This window comes from Desulfobacula sp. (assembly GCF_021107415.1).
The window spans coordinates 13,684-32,423 of sequence record NZ_JAIOSW010000143.1; the positions used below are offsets into that span (position 1 = coordinate 13,684).

An 18,740-nucleotide genomic window follows, 5' to 3' on the forward strand; every position below is an offset into this window, starting at 1 on the left:
TCCTATTTGGTTCAGCAGGTTAAGTGGAAACAAGCGCCGACCTTCCGGTTTATTTTTATTTTTTGATTGTATAATTCTACAGCCCGCTTATTTGAATCGATGTCGACATTAATGGTCAAGCGATCGAATAGGGATAACAAATTTTCGTCCACCTGCATCCGGCCTGATGCGCCGGTTCCAATAATAATATCTTCAGGTTCAGCGCTGATGAGTGCTTTGATGTCATTATATTCCAGAAAATGACCGGTTTTTCGTATCCAGTTGTCAATGACTATACCTGAAGAAAGAATGATCAGATCAGTGGTAAAGGGTTTACCGTTAATGATCATTCTTCCAAACTGATAAGCATCTATGTTAGGCATCGGCATCATCTATTCATCCATACCCGAATGGTATTCAATGATCAAGGATTCATTTCATAGGAATCCTTTAGTAAAATAACATGATGTTCCCAGATTTTTAAGAATTTTTCTTTATTCACAATTGGTTTTTTTATGATTTTCCGGCAATATTCCATCTGGATATCCGAGGTGTCTGTTTTTGAATAGAGGTTTAAAGCAAATTCTGAAAAGTCCCTGATCATAAAGTCAAAGATTTGTTCCAGCAGATCTTCTTCAAATCGGTCCATATTGAATTTTTCAATGATCAGCTGACCATAGGCCACAAGGGTGAACATTTCACCAAGATATAAAAGAAAGTCCATGTTCCTGGCCTGGTTTTTATCAGGCGTTGCCTTTAAGAGCATCTCCTGTAACAGCTTTATCTGTTCCTTGAAAATATTAACATTTGGCAGATCCACACTATTGTATGCAATATTAAAATCATGAAATTGAATTTTTCCAAGACCTTTTGTCGGACCCTGGTTAAACAGGAATTCATCACAGGCCGCATCATCTCTTTGACCGAGTTCAGGAAAATCACCAGGATTAAAAAAGTAGTTGGACATGAATTTGATAATCAGTGCCATGTTTACATGTACGGTTCCCTCAAGTTTGGGCAGGGCCCGAATAGCGGTTGCCGCTATTTCAAAATAGGCATCTTTTTCAAATCCTTTTGCCGCAATTACATCCCATATCAGGTTTATCACTGTTTCACCCTGGGTGGGGACCTTCATTTTAACCATGGGATTGTATAAAAGATATCTTCTGTCATCCTTGGAAGCACTCCTAAAGTAGTCGGAAGCACGCTGGGAAAACAGTTTCATGGCCATAAGTCTTGTATATGCATCGACAAACATCTGTTTGATGTGGGGAAAATCCGTAACCCATTTACCATAGAGATTCCTATTGGCAGCATGATTCAGCCCTTCATAAAATGCATGGGTGCATATGCCGATGGATGCCCAGCCAAGGTTGAATTTTCCCACATTAATGGTGTTTAATGCAGAATCCCAGGCATCCTGTCCTGTTGAAAGAATGTCTTTATCCATCAAGGGATAGCCGTTTAAGGCATATTCAGCCACGTAGGATTCCCATTCAACCACATTCTGGACAAGATCATAGTTTTCATGCTCAGGATCTACGGCAAAAAAGACATACTCATCGGTTTCACTGTTTTTTCCAAAGGTAGAGACAATACCGGCTATATTGGCATTGCCGATATAGTATTTGCCGCCGTCCGCCACATATTGTCCATTGCCAAGCGGAGTTAAAGACATATCCGAGGAATAAAGATCAGCACCATGTGTTCTTTCCGACAGGCCGAAGGCAAAAATATGGCCGTCTTTTAATAATTGTGCTGTTTTATGTTTAATGGCTTCATTGGAACTCATCCAGATGGGGCCTAAGCCCAGAATAGAAACCTGCCATGTATACCAGTAAGACAGATTGTAAAATCCCAGGATTTCATTAAAATCACAAATTCTTCTGGTATCCCACCGCGCATTTTCATTGTCAATTGCATACTTCGATGGTGTGAGCAGGGTTGCAAAGATCTGGTTTTCTTTTAAAAACTCAAGAAAGTCGCCATACCATACCTTCTCATGATAGTCTGATTTCAATCTTTTTTTCCCCCGGCTTTCAAAAAAATTAATGGTTTTTTTCATGATTTTTTTTGATTCCGGATCAAGGTGTTCAAATTTTTGAGTTTTCGGGTTTAATAAAGTCATAAATTTTTCCTTTAACCTGACGGGTTTATAATATGGTTAGTACTCAAACTTGTTTGTTCAGAGTTGATGACATCGGCTAAAAATCGTTTGAACAATATTTTTTCTTCTATGGAAAAGGTTTTTAATATTTTTTCATTGGCTTTTTGCCGCTCTTTGATCAGAATTTCTTTCAGGTCATCTGCCTTTTGGGATGTGTAGATGGACAGCAGTCTTTTGTCATTTTTATTGGGTTCTTTTTTAATCCATCCTGCCTTTACCATCCGTTCCAGGACACCGGAAAGTGTGGCCTTGTCAAGAATCAGGAATTTGCCCAGTTGAGCTGCGGTCATTCCCTGTTTGTACCAAAGACCTTCCAGAACCAGGTGCTGTAAATTTGTTAAACTATATGGGGTCAATTGCTTTTTGAAATTTGCATGGGCTTTCTGGTATGCTTTAGCTAAAAGAAATACCATGCAATCCGGGACATCATCTGGTAATTTTGTCATCTTTAAACTCCTTCGTATACGAACTATATATGTCATGCATTTGATTTTGTCAATTCAATAAGTTTGCGTTTCGGATTACTAAGGGATTCCCCCCTCCCTTAATAAGGGTTCTCCCCCATTGAATCCTTCAGTGTTTTGCCATAAAAATTTATGCAGGATAAATTTATAATCAGCAAAATTGTTGAAAGGAGAAAAAATGTCCGTAAAAATAATTCCCCAGACACAAAGTTCCTATCCATACCCTTTATTAATCAAACAATTGATAAAGCCGGCTTTAATCCATTCACCCGGCCAGGAAATCATTTATAAGGATAAGGTCCGATATGATTATGTCACTTTATCAAAACGGGTGGCACAACTTGCTAATGCCCTTGGCGACATAGGGGTTGAACAGGGGAATACCGTTGCTGTGATGGACTGGGACAGCCATCGATACCTGGAATGTTTTTTTGCCGTTCCAATGATGGGTGCAGTGCTTCATACCATCAATATCAGATTAACTCCCGAACAGCTTGTTTATACGATAAATCATGCTGAAGATGATGTGATTCTGGTAAATTCTGATTTTTTACCGTTACTTGAAACAGTGAAGGATAAGCTTAAGACCGTTAAAAAAATTATCCTTTTGACAGATGGAAGTACGGCTTTTGAAATCTGTCTGAGCATTGATGACGAATACGAAAAAATGATTGAAAAATGTTCTGATGAGTATGAATTTTCTGATTTTGATGAAAACGCCATGGCAACCTGCTTTTATACAACGGGTACCACGGGGCTTCCCAAGGGGGTGTATTTTAGCCATCGCCAGATCGTATTGCATACCTATGGGTTAATGTCAGCCCTTTGTTCCTATAAAACCCATTATTCTGTGGATTCAGGAGATGTGTATATGCCGCTTACCCCCATGTTTCATGTTCATGCCTGGGGAATGCCGTATTTATTCACCATGATGGGAAACAAGCAGGTATATCCCGGCAAATACGAGCCTGAAATGCTCCTTAAACTGATTGCTGACGAAAAAGTGACCTTCTCCCATTGCGTACCCACAATTATTCATATGCTGTTGAACAGTCCGGTCATAGATAAAATTGATCTTTCAAACTGGACGGTTGTCATTGGCGGTGCTGCTCTGTCAAAAGGGCTTTGTAAGGCAGCACTTGACCATAATATTAATATTTATGGTGCCTATGGCATGTCGGAGACCTGTCCGTTGCTGACAGTGGCAAATCTAAAGGAGCGCATGCTTGACTGGGATAAGAATGATCAAACAAATGTCAGGTGCCGCACCGGACTTCCCGTCCCCCTGGTTGATCTTGAAATCATCAATACTTCAGGCAAACCGCTTCCCCATGATGGTAAAAATACTGGAGAAGTGGTGGTAAGGTCCCCCTGGCTGACACTCGGTTATATAAAGGCCCCTGATAAAAGCGAAGAACTCTGGGAAGATGGCTGGCTTCATACCGGAGACATCGGTTCTATTGACAGGGACGGCTATCTCCAGATAACAGACCGGCTAAAGGATGTCATTAAAACCGGTGGAGAATGGCTGTCGTCACTTGAACTGGAAGATATCATCAGCCAGCATCCTGCGGTTTCAGAAGCGGCGGCCATAGGCCTGCCAAATGAAAAATGGGGGGAACGACCTCTGGTTTTTGTTGTGTTAAAAAAAGAATTTGAAAATAAAGTAACACCGGATGAACTAAAAGAATTCTATGTCCAGTATGTGGAAAAGGGCATTATTCCAAAATATGGAATCCCGGGTGAAATCAAAATTGTTGAAGAAATCGCTAAAACAAGTGTGGGCAAGATCAATAAAAAAGAGTTGAGAAAATCGTACAGATAATCTGTTTTGTTTAAGGGTTAAATATGGAAAAGTTCTGTGATTTTTTAGAAACAATTGTGGAGCGCATAGGGCATATCGCAATGTGGAGTAATGCCTTGCTGGTGCTCATCATTATTTTGCAGGTAACCTTGCGTTATGTATTTAATCATGGACTGGTGGCCCTTGAAGAACTTGAATGGCACCTTTATGCCGTCGGTATAATGACCGGTGCATCCTATGCAATGGTAAAAGATGTGCATATCAGGGTAGACCTTGTTTATTTAAAGTTCTCAAACAAAACAAAGGCAGTATCCGAGCTTTTCGGCATACTATTTTTGCTCTTACCTTTTTTGTGGGTGATTTTTCATCAAAGTCTCGACTTTGTGCACGAAGCATGGCGGTTAAACGAAGGCTCTCCCTCTCCCATGGGCTTACCCTATAGATGGGTGATAAAATCCTTTATCCCCTTTGGCTTTGGCCTGATGATTCTTGTTGCAATGTCTAAAATGACAAAATTGTTTATCTCATTGTGGAGGCCCGGGCATGGAACTGAATGATTATCTGGTTATTTTTATGTTTATTACCTTTATCAGCCTGTTGTTCACAGGGTTTCCAATCGCATGGGTGCTCGGTGGTGTGGCTGTGTTGTTTACATTGATCGGATATTGTTCTGATCTCTGGTTTGGTACAATGACAGGCCTTGATTACCTCACCTTGAGTATGTCCGTGAACCGGATATTTAAAACCATGAGTAATTGGGTGTTGGTGGCATTACCCATGTTCATTTTCATGGGATTAATGCTGGATCGTTCCGGTATTGCAGAAAAAATGATGAATGAAATGCAGAAACTTTTTGGAAAAGTCAGGGGAGGGCTGGCCATTACCGTTACCCTGATCGGAATCATTCTGGCGGCATCAACAGGGATCATAGGGGCATCAGTCGTTTTGTTGGGGCTTTTGTCACTTCCGGCAATGATGAAACAAGGATATGGTCTTTCATTGTCCCTGGGTACCATTGCAGGGGCAGGTACTTTGGGGATTTTGATCCCACCCAGTATCATGCTTGTGATCATGGCGGACCAGCTCTCTATATCGGTGGGTGATCTTTTCATGGGTGCTCTGCTGCCGGGTATTCTTCTTGGCACACTTTATATCGCGTATATTTTAATGGTCGGTCTGATAAATCCCAAACAGGCGCCGATTGCTTCGGACAGACAACCCATGGAATTGAGAATGATCTGGAACGTATTTAAAACAATACTGCCGACGGCCATTCTTATTTTCGCAGTACTAGGGTCTATTTTTGCCGGAATTACAACACCAACAGAGGCCAGTGGAGTCGGTGCCCTGGGAGCAACCATCCTTGCAGGGGTAAATAAGAAATTAAATTTTAAAGTCCTCAAAGAGGTGCTGGAATCCTGTTTTTCGACAACGGCTTATATCTTTGTCATTTTTATCGGTGCAACTGTTTTTGCCCTTGTTTTAAGAAGTCTGGGTGGAGATGAGCTGATCGAAAGGGCATTGTCAAATATCCCCTTTTCAACCTATGGTGTATTGCTGGTGATCCTTGGTGTGATTTTCCTTTTAGGATTTTTTCTTGACTGGATAGAAATCACCCTGATTGTATTACCCCTGATTGCACCGGCAATCTCAAGCCTTGGTTTTGATGTTAATGGATATGGCGTTATTGATAAGCCGGCATTACTCTGGTTTGTGATCCTTGTTGCTGTTACCCTGCAGACATCTTTTCTTACACCCCCGGTTGGACTGGCATTATTTTACTTAAAAGGTGTCTGTCCGCCCGAGGTCAAGCTCATTGATATTTATAAAGGCGTGATTCCGTATATTATTTTGCAGCTGATCGGTCTTGTGATCATCATCATCTGGCCCCAGCTCGTATTGTGGCTTCCATCTATCGTTTATGGTTAATAATTAAAATTTTAAGGAGAAAAAACATGAAAAAAATTTTTCAGATTTCATTTATCGCAACCATTTTTTTGCTTAGCATTGTTTGCGGGCCAATCCAGGCGGAGACAAAGGAAAAGTCTATCCTTTTAAAAACACCGGCATGTTTTCCCCTGGGGTTGCCCGGGGTGAATACCAGTTTAAAATGGGTGGCCGAAAACCTTGCAGATATGAGTGGACAAACCCTTAAAATGAAAATTTATGATCCCGGAAAACTCATTGCACCGCTTCAGGTGTTAGGGGCCGTATCAAAAGGTGCGGTAAATGCAGGTTTCAGTATTTCAGGGTATTGGGAAGGGTCCATTCCGGGGTCGTCGATATTTTCTTCCATCCCCTTTGGGCCCGAGGCTCCGGAGTTTCTGGCCTGGATGTACTATGGCAACGGCCGCAAACTCTACCAGAAAATGTATGATGATGCAGGATTTAATGTCCATGTCATTCCCCTGGGACTGTTTTGTCCTGAATCTGCAGGATGGTTCATAAAACCCATTACCCGTCCAGAAGATTTAAAAGGGCTGAATATCAGGTTTTACGGCCTAGGCGGAAAAGTGTTGTCAAAAGTCGGGGCCTCGGTCAGCCTGATCCCGGGCGGAGAACTCTTTCCGGCCCTTGAAAAGGGTGTGATTGATGCCACTGAATTTTCCATGCCTGCCATTGATTCCATGATGGGGTTTCATAAAATAGCAAAATACAATTATTTCCCGGGCTGGCATCAGCAGGCCACTTTTTTTGAACTGATCATCAACAGGGACACCTGGAACAAAATGAGTCCCCGTCAGCAGAATATCCTTGAAATGATGTGTAAAGCAGCCACTTTAGATACCCTTGCCTATACGGAATCCATTCAGGCCCAGGCCATGATTGACAGCAGGGAAAAGCATGGTGTGAAAATTGAACACCTGTCCAAAGACATTCTGGATACCCTTGAAAATGCATGGGAAGAAGTTGCATCTGAGCTGTCGGTGAAGTCACCTATGTTTAAAGAAGCATGGGAAGATATGAGTGCGTTTAGAAAACAGTATGAAATCTGGGGAAACCACGGATTTTTATCACGGGCCAAAACCAATTAACCATCCCATTTATGAATTGGTCTGATAGATAACCATGGGTTTTGTATAGTTTTTTCAAAAAAAGGGAGACAAAAGTAAAAAAATATTTTGTCTCCCTTTAAAATCCAGAAAAGTAATGACAATTTTAAGAACATTGAATAAAAGAGGCGTAAAATGACACAGTTTCCATTAAAAGATAAAGTCGCTTTGGTTACTGGTGCCGGAAGAGGTATCGGAGAAATGATCGCCCTTGCTCTGGCTGTAGAAGGAGCTGATATTTTTGTTAATGATATCGACCGTATTTCAGCTGAAACCGTGGCCAAAAAAATAAATTCAACCGGTCGAAAAACACTCGTCCATACCGCAGATATTGCTGACAGAAACGAAGTGGGCAACATGTTTTCTCAAGCAATAAAGATATTTGGAAAAATTGATATTCTTGTAAACAATGCCGGAATAACAAGAGACAACTTAATTTTAAACATGACTGAAGAAGAATGGGACATGGTCATGGATATTAACCTGAAAGGCGTCTTCAATTGTACGCAACAGGCAGCCGTCATCATGAAGGAACAAAAATCCGGTAAAATTGTGAATCTTACATCTGTTTCAGCACAAATGGGGAATGTGGGGCAGGTTAATTATACTGCCAGTAAAGCCGGTGTCATCGGAATGACCAAAACACTTGCCAAAGAACTTGCCAGGTATAATATCAATGTAAACGCCGTGGCTCCAGGGTTTATTCTCACCCCTATGACAAAAAATATTCCTGATACAGTGAAACAGATAATCCTTCAGAGCATACCCCTTGGAAGGCCTGGGAAACCGGAAGATGTTGCAAAGGTTGTCAAATTCCTTTCAACAGATGATTCCGCCTATGTAACCGGTCAGGTGATATCCTGTAACGGTGGAATGTATTTATAGATTCTGCACGGTTCCTTTAGTACCCGGCCGCACTATTTGACTGTAGGGTTAATTTCAGGCATCAACTCATTTGTTCCATATATTCATATGATTGACTTTATTTAAAAGCTTGAATAAAATCAGGGCGCGGCAAACACTCGATATTTTGAATCATTAACACCAGGTAACGCATAATATACCTATGAATAATCAATATAAAAAATTAAGTGAAGCGCTTAAAAAAAGCCAACAACACTGTTTGGAAATACAGAAATCCGAAGAAAAATATCGGCATTTATTTGAAAAATCACCCGTCAGTATTTATATAACAGACAGAAACGGTGCAATATTAAATATAAACCAGGCTTGTGTTAATTTGTTCGGGTATGCATCATCAAATCTTCTATGCGGCAAATCCATAGAAACCTTTTTTGTTAATCCTGATGATTGGAAACAATATATTGCAATTTTAAATAAAAATGGTTTTATCCGTGAATTTGAAACGCGTCTTTACCACAAGAATCAAAATGTTTTTGATGTGAAAATGACGGCTGCAATCCGTGACAGCCTCACAGGAAAACTCTCGGGTTATGAGGGGTTCATCATTGATATTACCGAGCTTAAATTCAATGAAAAAGAACATTTAAAGTCCGAAGAAAAATATCGTACTGTTCTTGAAAATTCTCTTGCAGGTATATACATGTTTCAAGAGGGTGGGAAGTTTTCATATGTTAATTCACGTCTTATAAAAATGCTGGGCCATGGAAACGACCATGATATAATCGGGAGGCCCTTTTGGGAGTTTATTCACCCTGAAGACAGGGAAATGGTCCAAAAAAGAGGACTTGCAAGGGAAAAGGGTGAGATTTATCCACGCCATTACCCCTTTAGAATTATTAAAAAGGACGGATCAATTCTCTGGGTTGATATGAGATCTTCACATGCAACATACATGGGACGACCTGCGGTTGTCGGCAATTTTATCAATATTACAAAAATCAAGCAGGCAGAAGCACAGATAAGAGATTTGTCTAGAAAATTAATAGATGTAATCGAGGAAGAAAGAAAATCACTTGCCGCTGACCTGCATGACGAGTTCGGGCAGGCATTAACCTCTCTTCGATTTGATATGGAAAAGCTGCAGCAAACATTTACCGACGAGACAAAAGAAGAGATGAGAATTTGTAACCGGGTGATTGCAAAGATATCGGACCTTGCTGAAAAAATAAGAACATTCACATCAAAGCTGCGCCCGGATCTTTTAGATCACCTGGGTCTTGTGCCGACAATAGAATGGTATATTAAAGATTTTAAAAAAAATATGCCCCAAATTAAAATCACTTTTCAGGCAATGGGGTTTAAAAGAAGGCTTGCGCCAAACATTGAAATTGTGCTGTATAGAATTTTCCAGGAATCTTTAAACAATGTCTTAAAACATTCAAAAGCAGATCAGATTGATATAAAACTCACCTGCAGCCATCCAAAAGTGATTTTTTCCTGCAGGGATAACGGCAGGGGATTTAAGGTAACGGAAAACGGATTCCCAAAAGAGGATACCATGGGGATCGGGCTTTTAAGTATGAAAGAGAGGACAGATTCTCTGAATGGCCGGTTTGATCTTAAATCTGCAAAAAATATAGGAACCATCGTCAGGGTTGAATTACCCGTGCTAAAGGATAACAAAAATGAAAAAGATACAAATCCTCATTGCTGATGATCACAGTGTCGTTCGAAAGGGCATTTGTCAGATCATTGATGTTCAGGCTGACATGGAAGTAGCCGGGGAGGCCAAAGACGGGGTTGAGGCCCTTAAGAAAGCAAGGCGGCTGACACCGGATATAGTGCTGCTTGATATTGCCATGCCAAATCTAAGCGGCCTTGAAATCATCTCAATGATAAAGGAGGCCGTACCCCGGGCAGGTGTTGTCATTCTTTCAATGCATGCCAAAGAAAGCTACGTACACCAGGCACTTAATTCAGGGGCTCTCGGATATGTTCTTAAAGCATCCCATGGGTCTGATATTCTTAATGCCATACGATCAGCCCATAAGGGAGAGTACTTTTTAAGTTCTAAAATAAAGGCCGATGTCATTGACAGTTATCTGAAAAACAAAAAAAAAGAACCCATCGTCCGGGGGTATGACCTGCTTTCAGAAAGAGAACAACAAATTTTCAGGCTTGTTGTTGAAGGTAAATCAACCAAAGAAATCGCAGACCTTCTTTTTGTCAGTCCCAAAACTATTGAAAAGCACAGGTCAAATGTAATGAATAAACTCGGTGTCCACGGAAGACTGGAACTGCTCAAATATGCTATCAAAATTGGTGTTGTTGATCCTGCTCTGTGGGAAGATTAATGGCTTTATGGCTCACTCTTCAATACTTTCATAAATTGCAACCCAGCCGAAATTATCTTGCACAAAGCAAATTGTAGTGGTAATCTTATTAATTTTGTTGAAAGGGTTGTTTTTTAATAAAAATTGAAGTTGGGGTAAAAACTATTGGTGGATTTTTTAAAAAAGAGTTTCATCTGTTGGATTTTCATATATGGAACTCTATGTCTTATGGGCTGTAGTGAGTCTGAAAATGAAACGGTCCCTCGATTTTTGATCAAAACGCCATCAATGATCATCACCGGTTCAGAATTTTTAGAAGAACTTGATCTGAAAAGGGCGGCATATCCATATAACATTGATGAAAATCCGGCAGAATATAATGAAATGGTGATTCATCTTGTTAAAATGCTTTCTGAAGAGATCATCCTTCTAAGTGCTGCAGCTGATAAGGGTGTGATTGTAACGGATCATGACGTCGAGTCAGCTGAGGATGAATTTAAAAAGGATTATCCCGAAGACAGCTTTGAACAAATTTTGTTAAAAAATGCCGTATCATACTCTTTTTGGAAAAGACGATTCAAAAAAAATATGATCATGGATAAACTCATTGATCAGGAACTCAAGCAAAAGATTGAAATCACATCCCAGGATATTGTGGAGTTTTACAAAAAGCATAGTATAGCCGATACTCGGAGTCCTGATAACAGCGCACTGGTTTTAAAAAAAATTGAGAATGAAAAAGAATTGGTCTCTCGTCTTCGGATGCAAAAAACCCAGGATCATTACGATGAATGGATACAACAGCTTGGGAATGATTATCCGGTTGAAATTAATAAGGAAAAACTAAAAACTTTTTTAATTGATATTGAAAAAAATGAGGAAAGTGAGAATGCTACGGATAAGAACAGGTAAAATTAATTTGATTGTTTTTTCTTTGATTATAATGAGCTTTAGCTTTTGCTGGTCGATATCAGCAGATGTTATCGACAGGATTGTTGCCATTGTAAATAATGATATTGTCACCCTGGTTCAGTTAAGTAAAGAAACAGCTCCATATTTAAAAAATATTAAGTCTTCCGGGTATTCGGATGATAAGAAAAAACAGATGATGCAGACAATCGATAAAAAGATGCTCAATGCACTGGTTGACCAATCATTAACCCAGCAGGAAGCCAGGAAGTATCATCTCAATGTGTCTGATACTGAGATTAATAATGCAATGGAGAATGTAAAGAAAACCAAATCACTGACCCGGGAAGAATTTGAAAAAGCTCTTGAACAGGAGGGACTCACATTAGAGGAATATCGTGAAAATATCAAAAAGCAGATATTACAGGCTAAGCTGATTAACCATGCGGTAAAGTCAAAAGTGATTATAACGGAATCTGACATAAAAAAATTATATGAAGCCAATCTTGAAAAATATTCCGGCAAAAAGAAATATTATTTAAGAAATATTCTAATGGACAATGAGGATGAAATCAAAGAAATTAAAAAGAAACTGGATAAAAAAAAGAAATTTATTTTCCTTGCAAAAAAATACTCAATCGCATCCAATGCCTCAGATGGTGGTGATCTTGGCACCTTTGATATCAGCAATTTCTCTGAAAGCATTAAAGATAGTATATCAAAATTGAATAAAGGTGATTATACCAATGTGATCTCAACCGCACAGGGGTTTCAAATTTTTTATATAGAAGACATTGTTCTGGAAGGTGCCAAAACCTTACAGGAAGCCTATGATGAAATTCATGAAATTTTATACCGTGAGCAGGTTGATAAAAAATTTGAAACCTGGCTTGAATCATTAAAGAAAAAGGCGCATATAAAAATAATGCTTTAATTTTAGCCTTGTTGGACGGGGAAGACCATGCACAATGAGCGGATAAAAATTTTAAATACCAGTTTGAAAAGACTGTTACGGCGCGGGGCAACCAAACAGTTGCTCAATATTATTAAAAAAACCCATATGGCAGATCTTTCCATTGCCTTTAAAGATCTTTCTGCCGATAACCGTGAAAAACTGTTCAACCTTATAGATGACCTGGAGCAAATCGGTCTTCTTTTTTCCATGCTGGATGAGAACCTTTTTATTGAGTTTGTAAAAAATGTAGAATTTAATAAGCTCGTGGATATATTCGATCACATGCCTTCTGATGATGCTGCATCTCTTTTAACTCTTCTGGATGAAGAGCTTTCAGATCAAATTCTTTCCAAGATGCGGAAAGAAGAATCAGATAATGTCGAGCAGTTGATGAGCTATGGAGAAGATACTGCCGGCAGCCTCATGGTAACCGATTTTATCGCACTGGAAGAGGATGTGGGTGCAAAACAGGCCATTGAAACATTACAGAACAAGTATCTGGATGTTGAAATGCCGTTTTATATTTATGTGGTTGATGAATATGGAAAATTGGTTGGGGTCAGTTCGTTAAGGCAGTTGGTTGTTGTACATCCCCAAAAACCATTAAAAGAATTTATGGCAAAAGATCTTGTCACGGTAAAACCTTATACGGACAGGGAAGAAGTGGCAAAGCTGGTTGCCAGGTATGATTACCTGGCAGTCCCTGTTGTGGATGACGATAACAAGATTGTGGGCATTGTAACAGTTGATGATGTTATTGATATCCTCCATGAAGCTGCAACCGAAGATATGCTGAAAATGGCCGGTGTGGGGGAAGAATATATTGAAATCCAGACGATTCTCGGGGGAGCACGGATTCGTCTGCCCTGGTTGTTTGCAAGTTTTTTAGGGGGTGTGGCTGCTTTTTTCATTATAGGGGGATTTGAGGAAAACCTTGCAAAATTCACAAGCCTGGCTGCGTTTATTCCTGTTATTATGGGAATGGGGGGTAATATCGGTACCCAGAGTTCCACCATCGTAGTCCGGGGTATTGCCACAGGGAGAATTAATCTTTCCGATTTTTCCAAAGTGGTTTCAAAAGAACTTGCAGTAGGATTGATTCTGGGTGTCATATACGGTCTTTTCATCGGGGTTATCGCGAGATTTGCTTTTGCAGCAGATTTGTTTGCTTTGCCCTTGGCATTTGCCGTTGGGCTTGCCATCCTGTCTTCCATGTCCATTGCAGCACTTGTGGGCTCCATGGTCCCTCTTATTTTTGAGCGACTCAATATCGATCCTGCCGTTGCAACAGGACCTATTGTCACAACTTCCATTGATATTGTCAGCGTGTATTGCTATTTTATGATAGCTAGTCTTCTTTTGGGCCTTTAGGTTCGATATATGCCTGATTTTACGACAGATGCCATATTGCTCAGAAAGATTGAATATGGTGACCATGATTTTATCATCAGTTTTCTGACTAAATCCAAAGGAAAAATATCGGTAATTGCCAAAAATGCAAAAAAAGTATTAAACGGTTTTCAGGTGCTTTGGATCTTTTTTCCGTCAATCATATTCAATGTACTTTTCTTAAGAAAAAGAAAAATGGCCTGATAATACTTTCCCAGGCAGATCTTGAAAACGGATTCGCAAATATTCGGTATGATGTATTTAAAACTACCTATGCAAGTTTTTGGGTAGAATTGATTCATTTTTGGCTGGAAGAAGATAAAGTTCAGTCTGATTTGTATGATTTGCTGTTTTTTTCTCTTGATGCATTAAATGCAGGAACCATAGAAAAGGAAGTGCTAAATCTTCTTTTCCAGATCCGGTTTATGAGCATATCCGGATTTTCTCCTAATATTGAAAATTGTGATATATGTAAAACACCGGTTGATCATATTGAACAAAAAAATCTCAGATTTGATTTTAAAGAAGGCCGGATCATTTGTCAAAATTGTGTTAAAAACAGGTCAAAATATGGTATGACGATTTCAAAAGGCACTTTAAAGCAGCTCTTCTGGATAAATAACAGCGATATCAGCAGGGCTGACAGACTCAGATTTTCAGGCTTTGCCATAGAAGAGGGAACCAGACTTTTGGAAGCCTTTATTCCGTTTCATATTGGAAGGGATTTTAAAAGTCTGCGATTTCTTAACCGGTTGAGACAGGATAAATGAATTTAGAAAAACAACTTAAGCAAAATCAGATTCAGACTTCAGTCCCCTGCAGGGTGGATTTTGGTGGTACTCTGGATATCAGTACATTGTTTCTGCCGTTAAATCATTTGTCCCCGTCAAGTTTTAATATTGCTCTGGACTTAAGAACTGTCGTATCTCTTTCCCCCTGGCAAAAAGGATTTATCAAGGTTTCCTCAAAAGGATTTGAAAGTGCGGTTTTCAAAAAAGATGACCCTTTGTTTAATCATCCCATGGGACTGATGTTTGCCTGCGCAGCATATTTTGATGCCCATGGCCTTCATATCCAAATTAAATCTGCATCACCACCAAGAAGTGCTCTGGGAGGATCTTCTGCTGCTGCGGTAGCCATTATTTCCGCATTCTATAAATTACTTGATAAACCAATAGATCCGGAACAGATTGCCTGGCTTGCTCATTATATAGAAGCCAGTGTGGCAGGGGTCCCTTGCGGTATGCAGGATCAGCTTGCGGCTGCTTTCGGAGGGGTGAATCAATGGCTCTGGAAAATGGGAAAAATTTCTCCTGAATTTAAACAGATGCCTGTGTTTGAGCATGAAGACGATATTAAGGCGTTTAATTTAAATATTCTTATTGCATATTGCGGGATTCCTCATGTCTCAAAAGATATTAATAAACAATGGATTAACTCTTTTGTTTGTGGTGAAACAAGATCGGTTTTTAAAAAAATTGCAAATTTAACAAATCAATTTTCAAAGGCTGTAAAAAACAGGAGCTTCAGGCTGGCAGCTGATCTTATGAATCAGGAAACTAAATTAAGACTTGAAATGACACCTGATGTGCTTGACAAAGTAGGGGAAAAGTTGTTTGAAAAGGCGATAAGTTGTGACTGCGGTGCAAGATTTACCGGTGCCGGGGGAGGAGGGTGTCTCTGGGCAGTCGGAGAGGCTTTAGATATTGAAAACTTAAAACCCTTGTGGCAGGATATACTCAGTGATGTTGAGGCGGGAAAAATTCTTGACACTAAAATTGAGAATAAAGGTATTCTAATACTTTAACCATAATTTTTTATTTAAAAAAAGTGGAGTAAAATGAATTTTCAAGATGTAATTTTAAACCTGAATAATTTCTGGGCTCAGCGGGGTTGCATTCTCATACAATCCTATGACATGGAAGTGGGTGCCGGGACATTCCATCCCACCACACTTTTAAAGGCTCTTGGACCTGAACCATGGAGGGTTGCCTATGTACAGCCCTCAAGACGACCCACCGACGGCCGGTATGGTGAAAATCCCAACAGGCTCCAGCATTATTATCAATACCAGGTGATTTTAAAACCTTCTCCTCCTGATGTTCAGCAATTATATCTGGATTCCATGAAAACCCTTGGTGTTGATCCCCTTGAACATGATATCCGTTTTATTGAAGATGACTGGGAGTCTCCGACCCTTGGCGCTTCAGGGCTTGGATGGGAAGTCTGTCTGGACGGTATGGAAGTCAGTCAGTTTACTTATTTTCAAATGACCGGGAGTGTGGAAGTAAACCCTGTGCCTGTCGAGTTGACATATGGTCTGGAGCGCATCTGCATGTATCTGCAGGGTGTGGATAATGTGTTTGATCTCAAATGGAACAATGACATCACCTACAGGGATGTCTATCACCAACAGGAAGTGGAACAGTCCACCTATAATTTTGAAATTGCAGATGTGGATATGCTGTTTGATCTGTTCAAAAAACATGAAACTGAAGCCCATCGTATTATCAAAAAAGGGCTTGTTATTCCTGCCTATGAATATTGTTTAAAATGTTCCCATACCTTTAATCTCCTGGATGCACGAGGTGCCATCAGTGTGACCGAGAGAACAGGATATATTAAACGTATCAGGGATATTGCAAGGGTGTGTTCCAAAGCATATCTTATACAAAGACAAGAAATGGGACATCCGTTATTGAAGAATGGAGGGGCTAATTAAAATGAATACACTTTTAATTGAAATAGGCGCAGAAGAGATCCCGGCCGGTTATATTATCCCTGCTTTGGATGCCTTTAAAGAGAATATTCTTTCAGCTTTAGACAGATTAAGAATAGAACACGGCAATGCCCGGACATTTGGAACACCCAGACGTCTTGCTTTAATGGTGGAAAATGTCGCAGATATGCAGAATTTGAAAACCTCAACCATCAAAGGTCCGCCTGAAAGGGTAGGATTTGATGAAAATGGCAACCCAACCATTGCGGCAGAAAAATTTGCTTCTAAAGCAGGCGTGGCACTGGATCAAATTAAAGTTGAAGACACATCAAAGGGAAGATATCTGACCGCAGTTGTTGAAAAAAAATGTGAGTCATCAGTGTCCATCCTTGAAAGTATTCTTGAAAAAGAGATATTATCCATTCCGTTCCCCAAACGGATGCGGTGGGGAGACCTGTCCATCAGTTTTGCCCGGCCCATTATTTCTCTGGTGGGACTTTTAGGGGAAAAAATTCTTGATTTCAAAGTGGGCAATATAAAATCTTCTTCTAATATTCTGGGACATCAATTCATGTACCCTGGAAAAGTAAAGATCGAATCAGCAGACAAATATATAGAGGTTGCTGAATCAGCCGGCGTTATTCCGGATATTGAAAAGAGAAAGGCTATTCTGACAAAAGCTGTTGAAGCTTGCGCAAAAGAGCATCACTCACAGATCCTTGAAGATGATGAGCTGATTAATATTGTGACAAACCTTGTGGAATCCCCTTTCCCTGTTGTGGGTAAGTTTGATGATGAGTTTCTTGAAGTGCCGGATGAGGTTTTGATCACGGCCATGAGAGAACACCAGAAATATTTTGCCCTGACAGATGAAAACGGCAATTTAAAACCCTTGTTCATAGCCGTTAACAACACAAGAGCAAAAGATATGCAGCTTGTGGCAAAAGGACATGAAACAGTGCTGCGTGCCCGTTTGTCCGATGCAAAATTTTTCTATGAGGCAGATCTTGAGTCTTCTATGGATGAGTTTGCTTTAAAGCTGAAAAACGTAACTTTTCAGGAAAAACTTGGAACAGTTTATAATAAAACTTTGCGACTTGGAAATCTTGCTGAGTATCTTGTAAAAGAATCATCCTATGATGCTAAAGACATTTTGAAACTCAATGTTACCAGGGCCGCTCAAATTTGCAAGGCAGACCTTGTCAGTCAGGTGGTCATTGAATTTACAAAACTTCAGGGCGTTATCGGCAGGGCCTATGCTTTAAAAGCCGGAGAAAAAGAAGATGTTGCCTTTGCCATTGAACAACACTACAGACCGGTTTATTCCGGTGGCAAACTGCCTGAAAATCCCACAGCCTGTCTTTTGGCCATTGCAGACAAGCTGGATACCATTTGCGGATGTTTTTCAGTTGACTTGATTCCAACCGGTGGGACAGACCCTTATGCATTGAGACGTCAGGGAATTGGTATCATCCAGATAATGCTGGAAGAAAATCTGGTTTTCTCGTTACCATCCATGATTGATAAAGGGCTTGAGGCATTTGTTGATGATACGACTGAAAAAGCAGAGATGTCTTTGAAAATTATAGGATTCTTCAAAAACAGAATGGTTAATATCTTAACGGATACGGGCTTGTCAAGAGGAGCGGTTAATTCCGCGCTCTGGGCATCCTTTGATAATCTTCCGGATCTTGTTTTAAGGGCCAGGGCTTTGGATTCTTTACGAAAAGAACCGGATTTTGAACCGCTGTCAATTACGTTTAAACGAGTTGAAAATATTCTTAAAAAAGCAGGTGCGAAAGCTTTGTTACCCGTGGATGAAAGTCTTTTTGAAGATTCGTCGGAAAAAGAGCTGTTCAGTGCTGTCAATGAGGTCAGGCAAATTGTAGAAGGTTTGATTCAAGAAGGAAATTATGATAAAGCACTCTCGCATATTGCTACGTTAAGACCCAAAGTGGATACCTTTTTTGATGATGTTATGGTGATGGCAGAGGATGTAAAATTAAGACAAAACAGGATAGCATTGTTATCATCCGTGTCAGGATTATTTAAAAATATTGCAAATTTTTCTATGATATAAAATTTGAACGTGGAGGAAGGCTAT

At 40.0% G+C, this 18,740-nt stretch carries 18 protein-coding genes; 15 read left to right on the forward strand and 3 right to left on the reverse strand.

The genetic code is table 11. The features are described from left to right. Nucleotides 1-11: 11 nt before the first annotated feature. The 3 genes from K8S13_RS07560 to K8S13_RS07570 are packed head-to-tail and all read right to left on the reverse strand — an operon-like array spanning nt 12 to nt 2,592. A complete protein-coding gene (locus K8S13_RS07560; RefSeq protein ID WP_291461659.1) occupies nt 12-371 on the reverse strand; it encodes an MTH938/NDUFAF3 family protein in 360 nt (119 codons plus the stop codon). A 32-nt stretch (nt 372-403) separates the two neighbouring features. Next, nucleotides 404-2,107 carry an acyl-CoA dehydrogenase family protein gene (locus tag K8S13_RS07565; protein ID WP_291461660.1) on the reverse strand — a complete coding sequence of 568 codons (1,704 nt, stop codon included), beginning with the start codon at nt 2,105-2,107 and terminating at the stop codon, nt 404-406. An 11-nt stretch (nt 2,108-2,118) separates the two neighbouring features. Beyond that, nucleotides 2,119-2,592 carry a MarR family winged helix-turn-helix transcriptional regulator gene (locus K8S13_RS07570; protein WP_291461661.1) on the reverse strand — a complete coding sequence of 158 codons (474 nt, stop codon included), beginning with the start codon at nt 2,590-2,592 and terminating at the stop codon, nt 2,119-2,121. A gap of 196 nt (nt 2,593-2,788) precedes the next feature. Here K8S13_RS07570 and K8S13_RS07575 point away from each other — a divergent pair, with 196 nt between their 5' ends. The 15 genes from K8S13_RS07575 to glyS all read left to right on the forward strand — a co-directional run bounded on the left by K8S13_RS07575 (nt 2,789) and on the right by glyS (nt 18,716). Beyond that, nucleotides 2,789-4,435 carry a fatty acid--CoA ligase gene (locus tag K8S13_RS07575; RefSeq protein WP_291461662.1) on the forward strand — a complete coding sequence of 549 codons (1,647 nt, stop codon included), beginning with the start codon at nt 2,789-2,791 and terminating at the stop codon, nt 4,433-4,435. 23 nt (nt 4,436-4,458) lie between these two features. Next, on the forward strand, nt 4,459-4,971 hold the full coding sequence (locus K8S13_RS07580) for a TRAP transporter small permease subunit (RefSeq protein ID WP_291461663.1): 513 nt from the start codon (nt 4,459-4,461) through the stop codon (nt 4,969-4,971). Continuing rightward, on the forward strand, nt 4,958-6,343 hold the full coding sequence (locus K8S13_RS07585; protein ID WP_291461664.1) for a TRAP transporter large permease subunit: 1,386 nt from the start codon (nt 4,958-4,960) through the stop codon (nt 6,341-6,343). Before K8S13_RS07580 ends, K8S13_RS07585 begins: the two co-directional genes overlap by 14 nt. 26 nt (nt 6,344-6,369) lie before the next feature. Then, on the forward strand, nt 6,370-7,449 hold the full coding sequence (locus K8S13_RS07590; RefSeq protein ID WP_291461665.1) for a TRAP transporter substrate-binding protein: 1,080 nt from the start codon (nt 6,370-6,372) through the stop codon (nt 7,447-7,449). Between the two features lie 153 nt (nt 7,450-7,602). After that, entirely contained in the window at nt 7,603-8,352 is a 750-nt protein-coding gene (gene fabG / locus K8S13_RS07595; protein WP_291461666.1) for a 3-oxoacyl-[acyl-carrier-protein] reductase, read from the forward strand. Between the two features lie 181 nt (nt 8,353-8,533). After that, nucleotides 8,534-10,045: a PAS domain S-box protein gene (locus K8S13_RS07600; protein WP_291461667.1), complete on the forward strand. Its 1,512-nt coding sequence runs from the start codon at nt 8,534-8,536 to the stop codon at nt 10,043-10,045. Continuing rightward, nucleotides 10,017-10,685 carry a response regulator transcription factor gene (locus K8S13_RS07605; RefSeq protein ID WP_291461668.1) on the forward strand — a complete coding sequence of 223 codons (669 nt, stop codon included), beginning with the start codon at nt 10,017-10,019 and terminating at the stop codon, nt 10,683-10,685. Before K8S13_RS07600 ends, K8S13_RS07605 begins: the two co-directional genes overlap by 29 nt. Nucleotides 10,686-10,892: 207 nt before the next feature. Beyond that, nucleotides 10,893-11,576, forward strand: a complete 684-nt coding sequence (locus K8S13_RS07610; protein WP_291461669.1) for a hypothetical protein — start codon at nt 10,893-10,895, stop codon at nt 11,574-11,576. Then, a complete protein-coding gene (locus tag K8S13_RS07615) occupies nt 11,554-12,507 on the forward strand; it encodes a SurA N-terminal domain-containing protein (protein WP_291461670.1) in 954 nt (317 codons plus the stop codon). Before K8S13_RS07610 ends, K8S13_RS07615 begins: the two co-directional genes overlap by 23 nt. 27 nt (nt 12,508-12,534) lie before the next feature. Next, nucleotides 12,535-13,899, forward strand: a complete 1,365-nt coding sequence (gene mgtE, locus K8S13_RS07620) for a magnesium transporter (RefSeq protein WP_291461671.1) — start codon at nt 12,535-12,537, stop codon at nt 13,897-13,899. A gap of 9 nt (nt 13,900-13,908) precedes the next feature. Further along, the gene (locus K8S13_RS07625) at nt 13,909-14,121 is read left to right on the forward strand and encodes a recombination protein O N-terminal domain-containing protein (protein WP_291461672.1); all 213 of its coding nucleotides are present in this window, start codon (nt 13,909-13,911) and stop codon (nt 14,119-14,121) included. Continuing rightward, nucleotides 14,058-14,687, forward strand: coding sequence for a DNA repair protein RecO (gene recO / locus K8S13_RS07630; protein ID WP_291461673.1), 630 nt, complete (start codon nt 14,058-14,060; stop codon nt 14,685-14,687). Before K8S13_RS07625 ends, recO begins: the two co-directional genes overlap by 64 nt. Then, nucleotides 14,684-15,724: a galactokinase gene (locus K8S13_RS07635; protein WP_291461674.1), complete on the forward strand. Its 1,041-nt coding sequence runs from the start codon at nt 14,684-14,686 to the stop codon at nt 15,722-15,724. Before recO ends, K8S13_RS07635 begins: the two co-directional genes overlap by 4 nt. Before the next feature lie 33 nt (nt 15,725-15,757). Next, a complete protein-coding gene (locus K8S13_RS07640; protein ID WP_291461675.1) occupies nt 15,758-16,639 on the forward strand; it encodes a glycine--tRNA ligase subunit alpha in 882 nt (293 codons plus the stop codon). A 1-nt stretch (nt 16,640) separates the two neighbouring features. After that, the gene (glyS, locus tag K8S13_RS07645; protein ID WP_291461677.1) at nt 16,641-18,716 is read left to right on the forward strand and encodes a glycine--tRNA ligase subunit beta; all 2,076 of its coding nucleotides are present in this window, start codon (nt 16,641-16,643) and stop codon (nt 18,714-18,716) included. Nucleotides 18,717-18,740 lie beyond the last annotated feature (24 nt).

What these genes read in the sequence shown, in the direction of transcription:
- K8S13_RS07560 (WP_291461659.1), bottom strand. Translation starts at nt 371, where the DNA reads ATGATGCCGATGCCTAACATAGATGCTTATCAGTTTGGAAGAATGATC.
- K8S13_RS07565 (WP_291461660.1), bottom strand. Translation starts at nt 2,107, where the DNA reads ATGACTTTATTAAACCCGAAAACTCAAAAATTTGAACACCTTGATCCG.
- K8S13_RS07570 (WP_291461661.1), bottom strand. Translation starts at nt 2,592, where the DNA reads ATGACAAAATTACCAGATGATGTCCCGGATTGCATGGTATTTCTTTTA.
- K8S13_RS07575 (WP_291461662.1), top strand. Translation starts at nt 2,789, where the DNA reads ATGTCCGTAAAAATAATTCCCCAGACACAAAGTTCCTATCCATACCCT.
- K8S13_RS07580 (WP_291461663.1), top strand. Translation starts at nt 4,459, where the DNA reads ATGGAAAAGTTCTGTGATTTTTTAGAAACAATTGTGGAGCGCATAGGG.
- K8S13_RS07585 (WP_291461664.1), top strand. Translation starts at nt 4,958, where the DNA reads ATGGAACTGAATGATTATCTGGTTATTTTTATGTTTATTACCTTTATC.
- K8S13_RS07590 (WP_291461665.1), top strand. Translation starts at nt 6,370, where the DNA reads ATGAAAAAAATTTTTCAGATTTCATTTATCGCAACCATTTTTTTGCTT.
- fabG (WP_291461666.1), top strand. Translation starts at nt 7,603, where the DNA reads ATGACACAGTTTCCATTAAAAGATAAAGTCGCTTTGGTTACTGGTGCC.
- K8S13_RS07600 (WP_291461667.1), top strand. Translation starts at nt 8,534, where the DNA reads ATGAATAATCAATATAAAAAATTAAGTGAAGCGCTTAAAAAAAGCCAA.
- K8S13_RS07605 (WP_291461668.1), top strand. Translation starts at nt 10,017, where the DNA reads ATGAAAAAGATACAAATCCTCATTGCTGATGATCACAGTGTCGTTCGA.
- K8S13_RS07610 (WP_291461669.1), top strand. Translation starts at nt 10,893, where the DNA reads ATGGGCTGTAGTGAGTCTGAAAATGAAACGGTCCCTCGATTTTTGATC.
- K8S13_RS07615 (WP_291461670.1), top strand. Translation starts at nt 11,554, where the DNA reads ATGCTACGGATAAGAACAGGTAAAATTAATTTGATTGTTTTTTCTTTG.
- mgtE (WP_291461671.1), top strand. Translation starts at nt 12,535, where the DNA reads ATGCACAATGAGCGGATAAAAATTTTAAATACCAGTTTGAAAAGACTG.
- K8S13_RS07625 (WP_291461672.1), top strand. Translation starts at nt 13,909, where the DNA reads ATGCCTGATTTTACGACAGATGCCATATTGCTCAGAAAGATTGAATAT.
- K8S13_RS07635 (WP_291461674.1), top strand. Translation starts at nt 14,684, where the DNA reads ATGAATTTAGAAAAACAACTTAAGCAAAATCAGATTCAGACTTCAGTC.
- K8S13_RS07640 (WP_291461675.1), top strand. Translation starts at nt 15,758, where the DNA reads ATGAATTTTCAAGATGTAATTTTAAACCTGAATAATTTCTGGGCTCAG.
- glyS (WP_291461677.1), top strand. Translation starts at nt 16,641, where the DNA reads ATGAATACACTTTTAATTGAAATAGGCGCAGAAGAGATCCCGGCCGGT.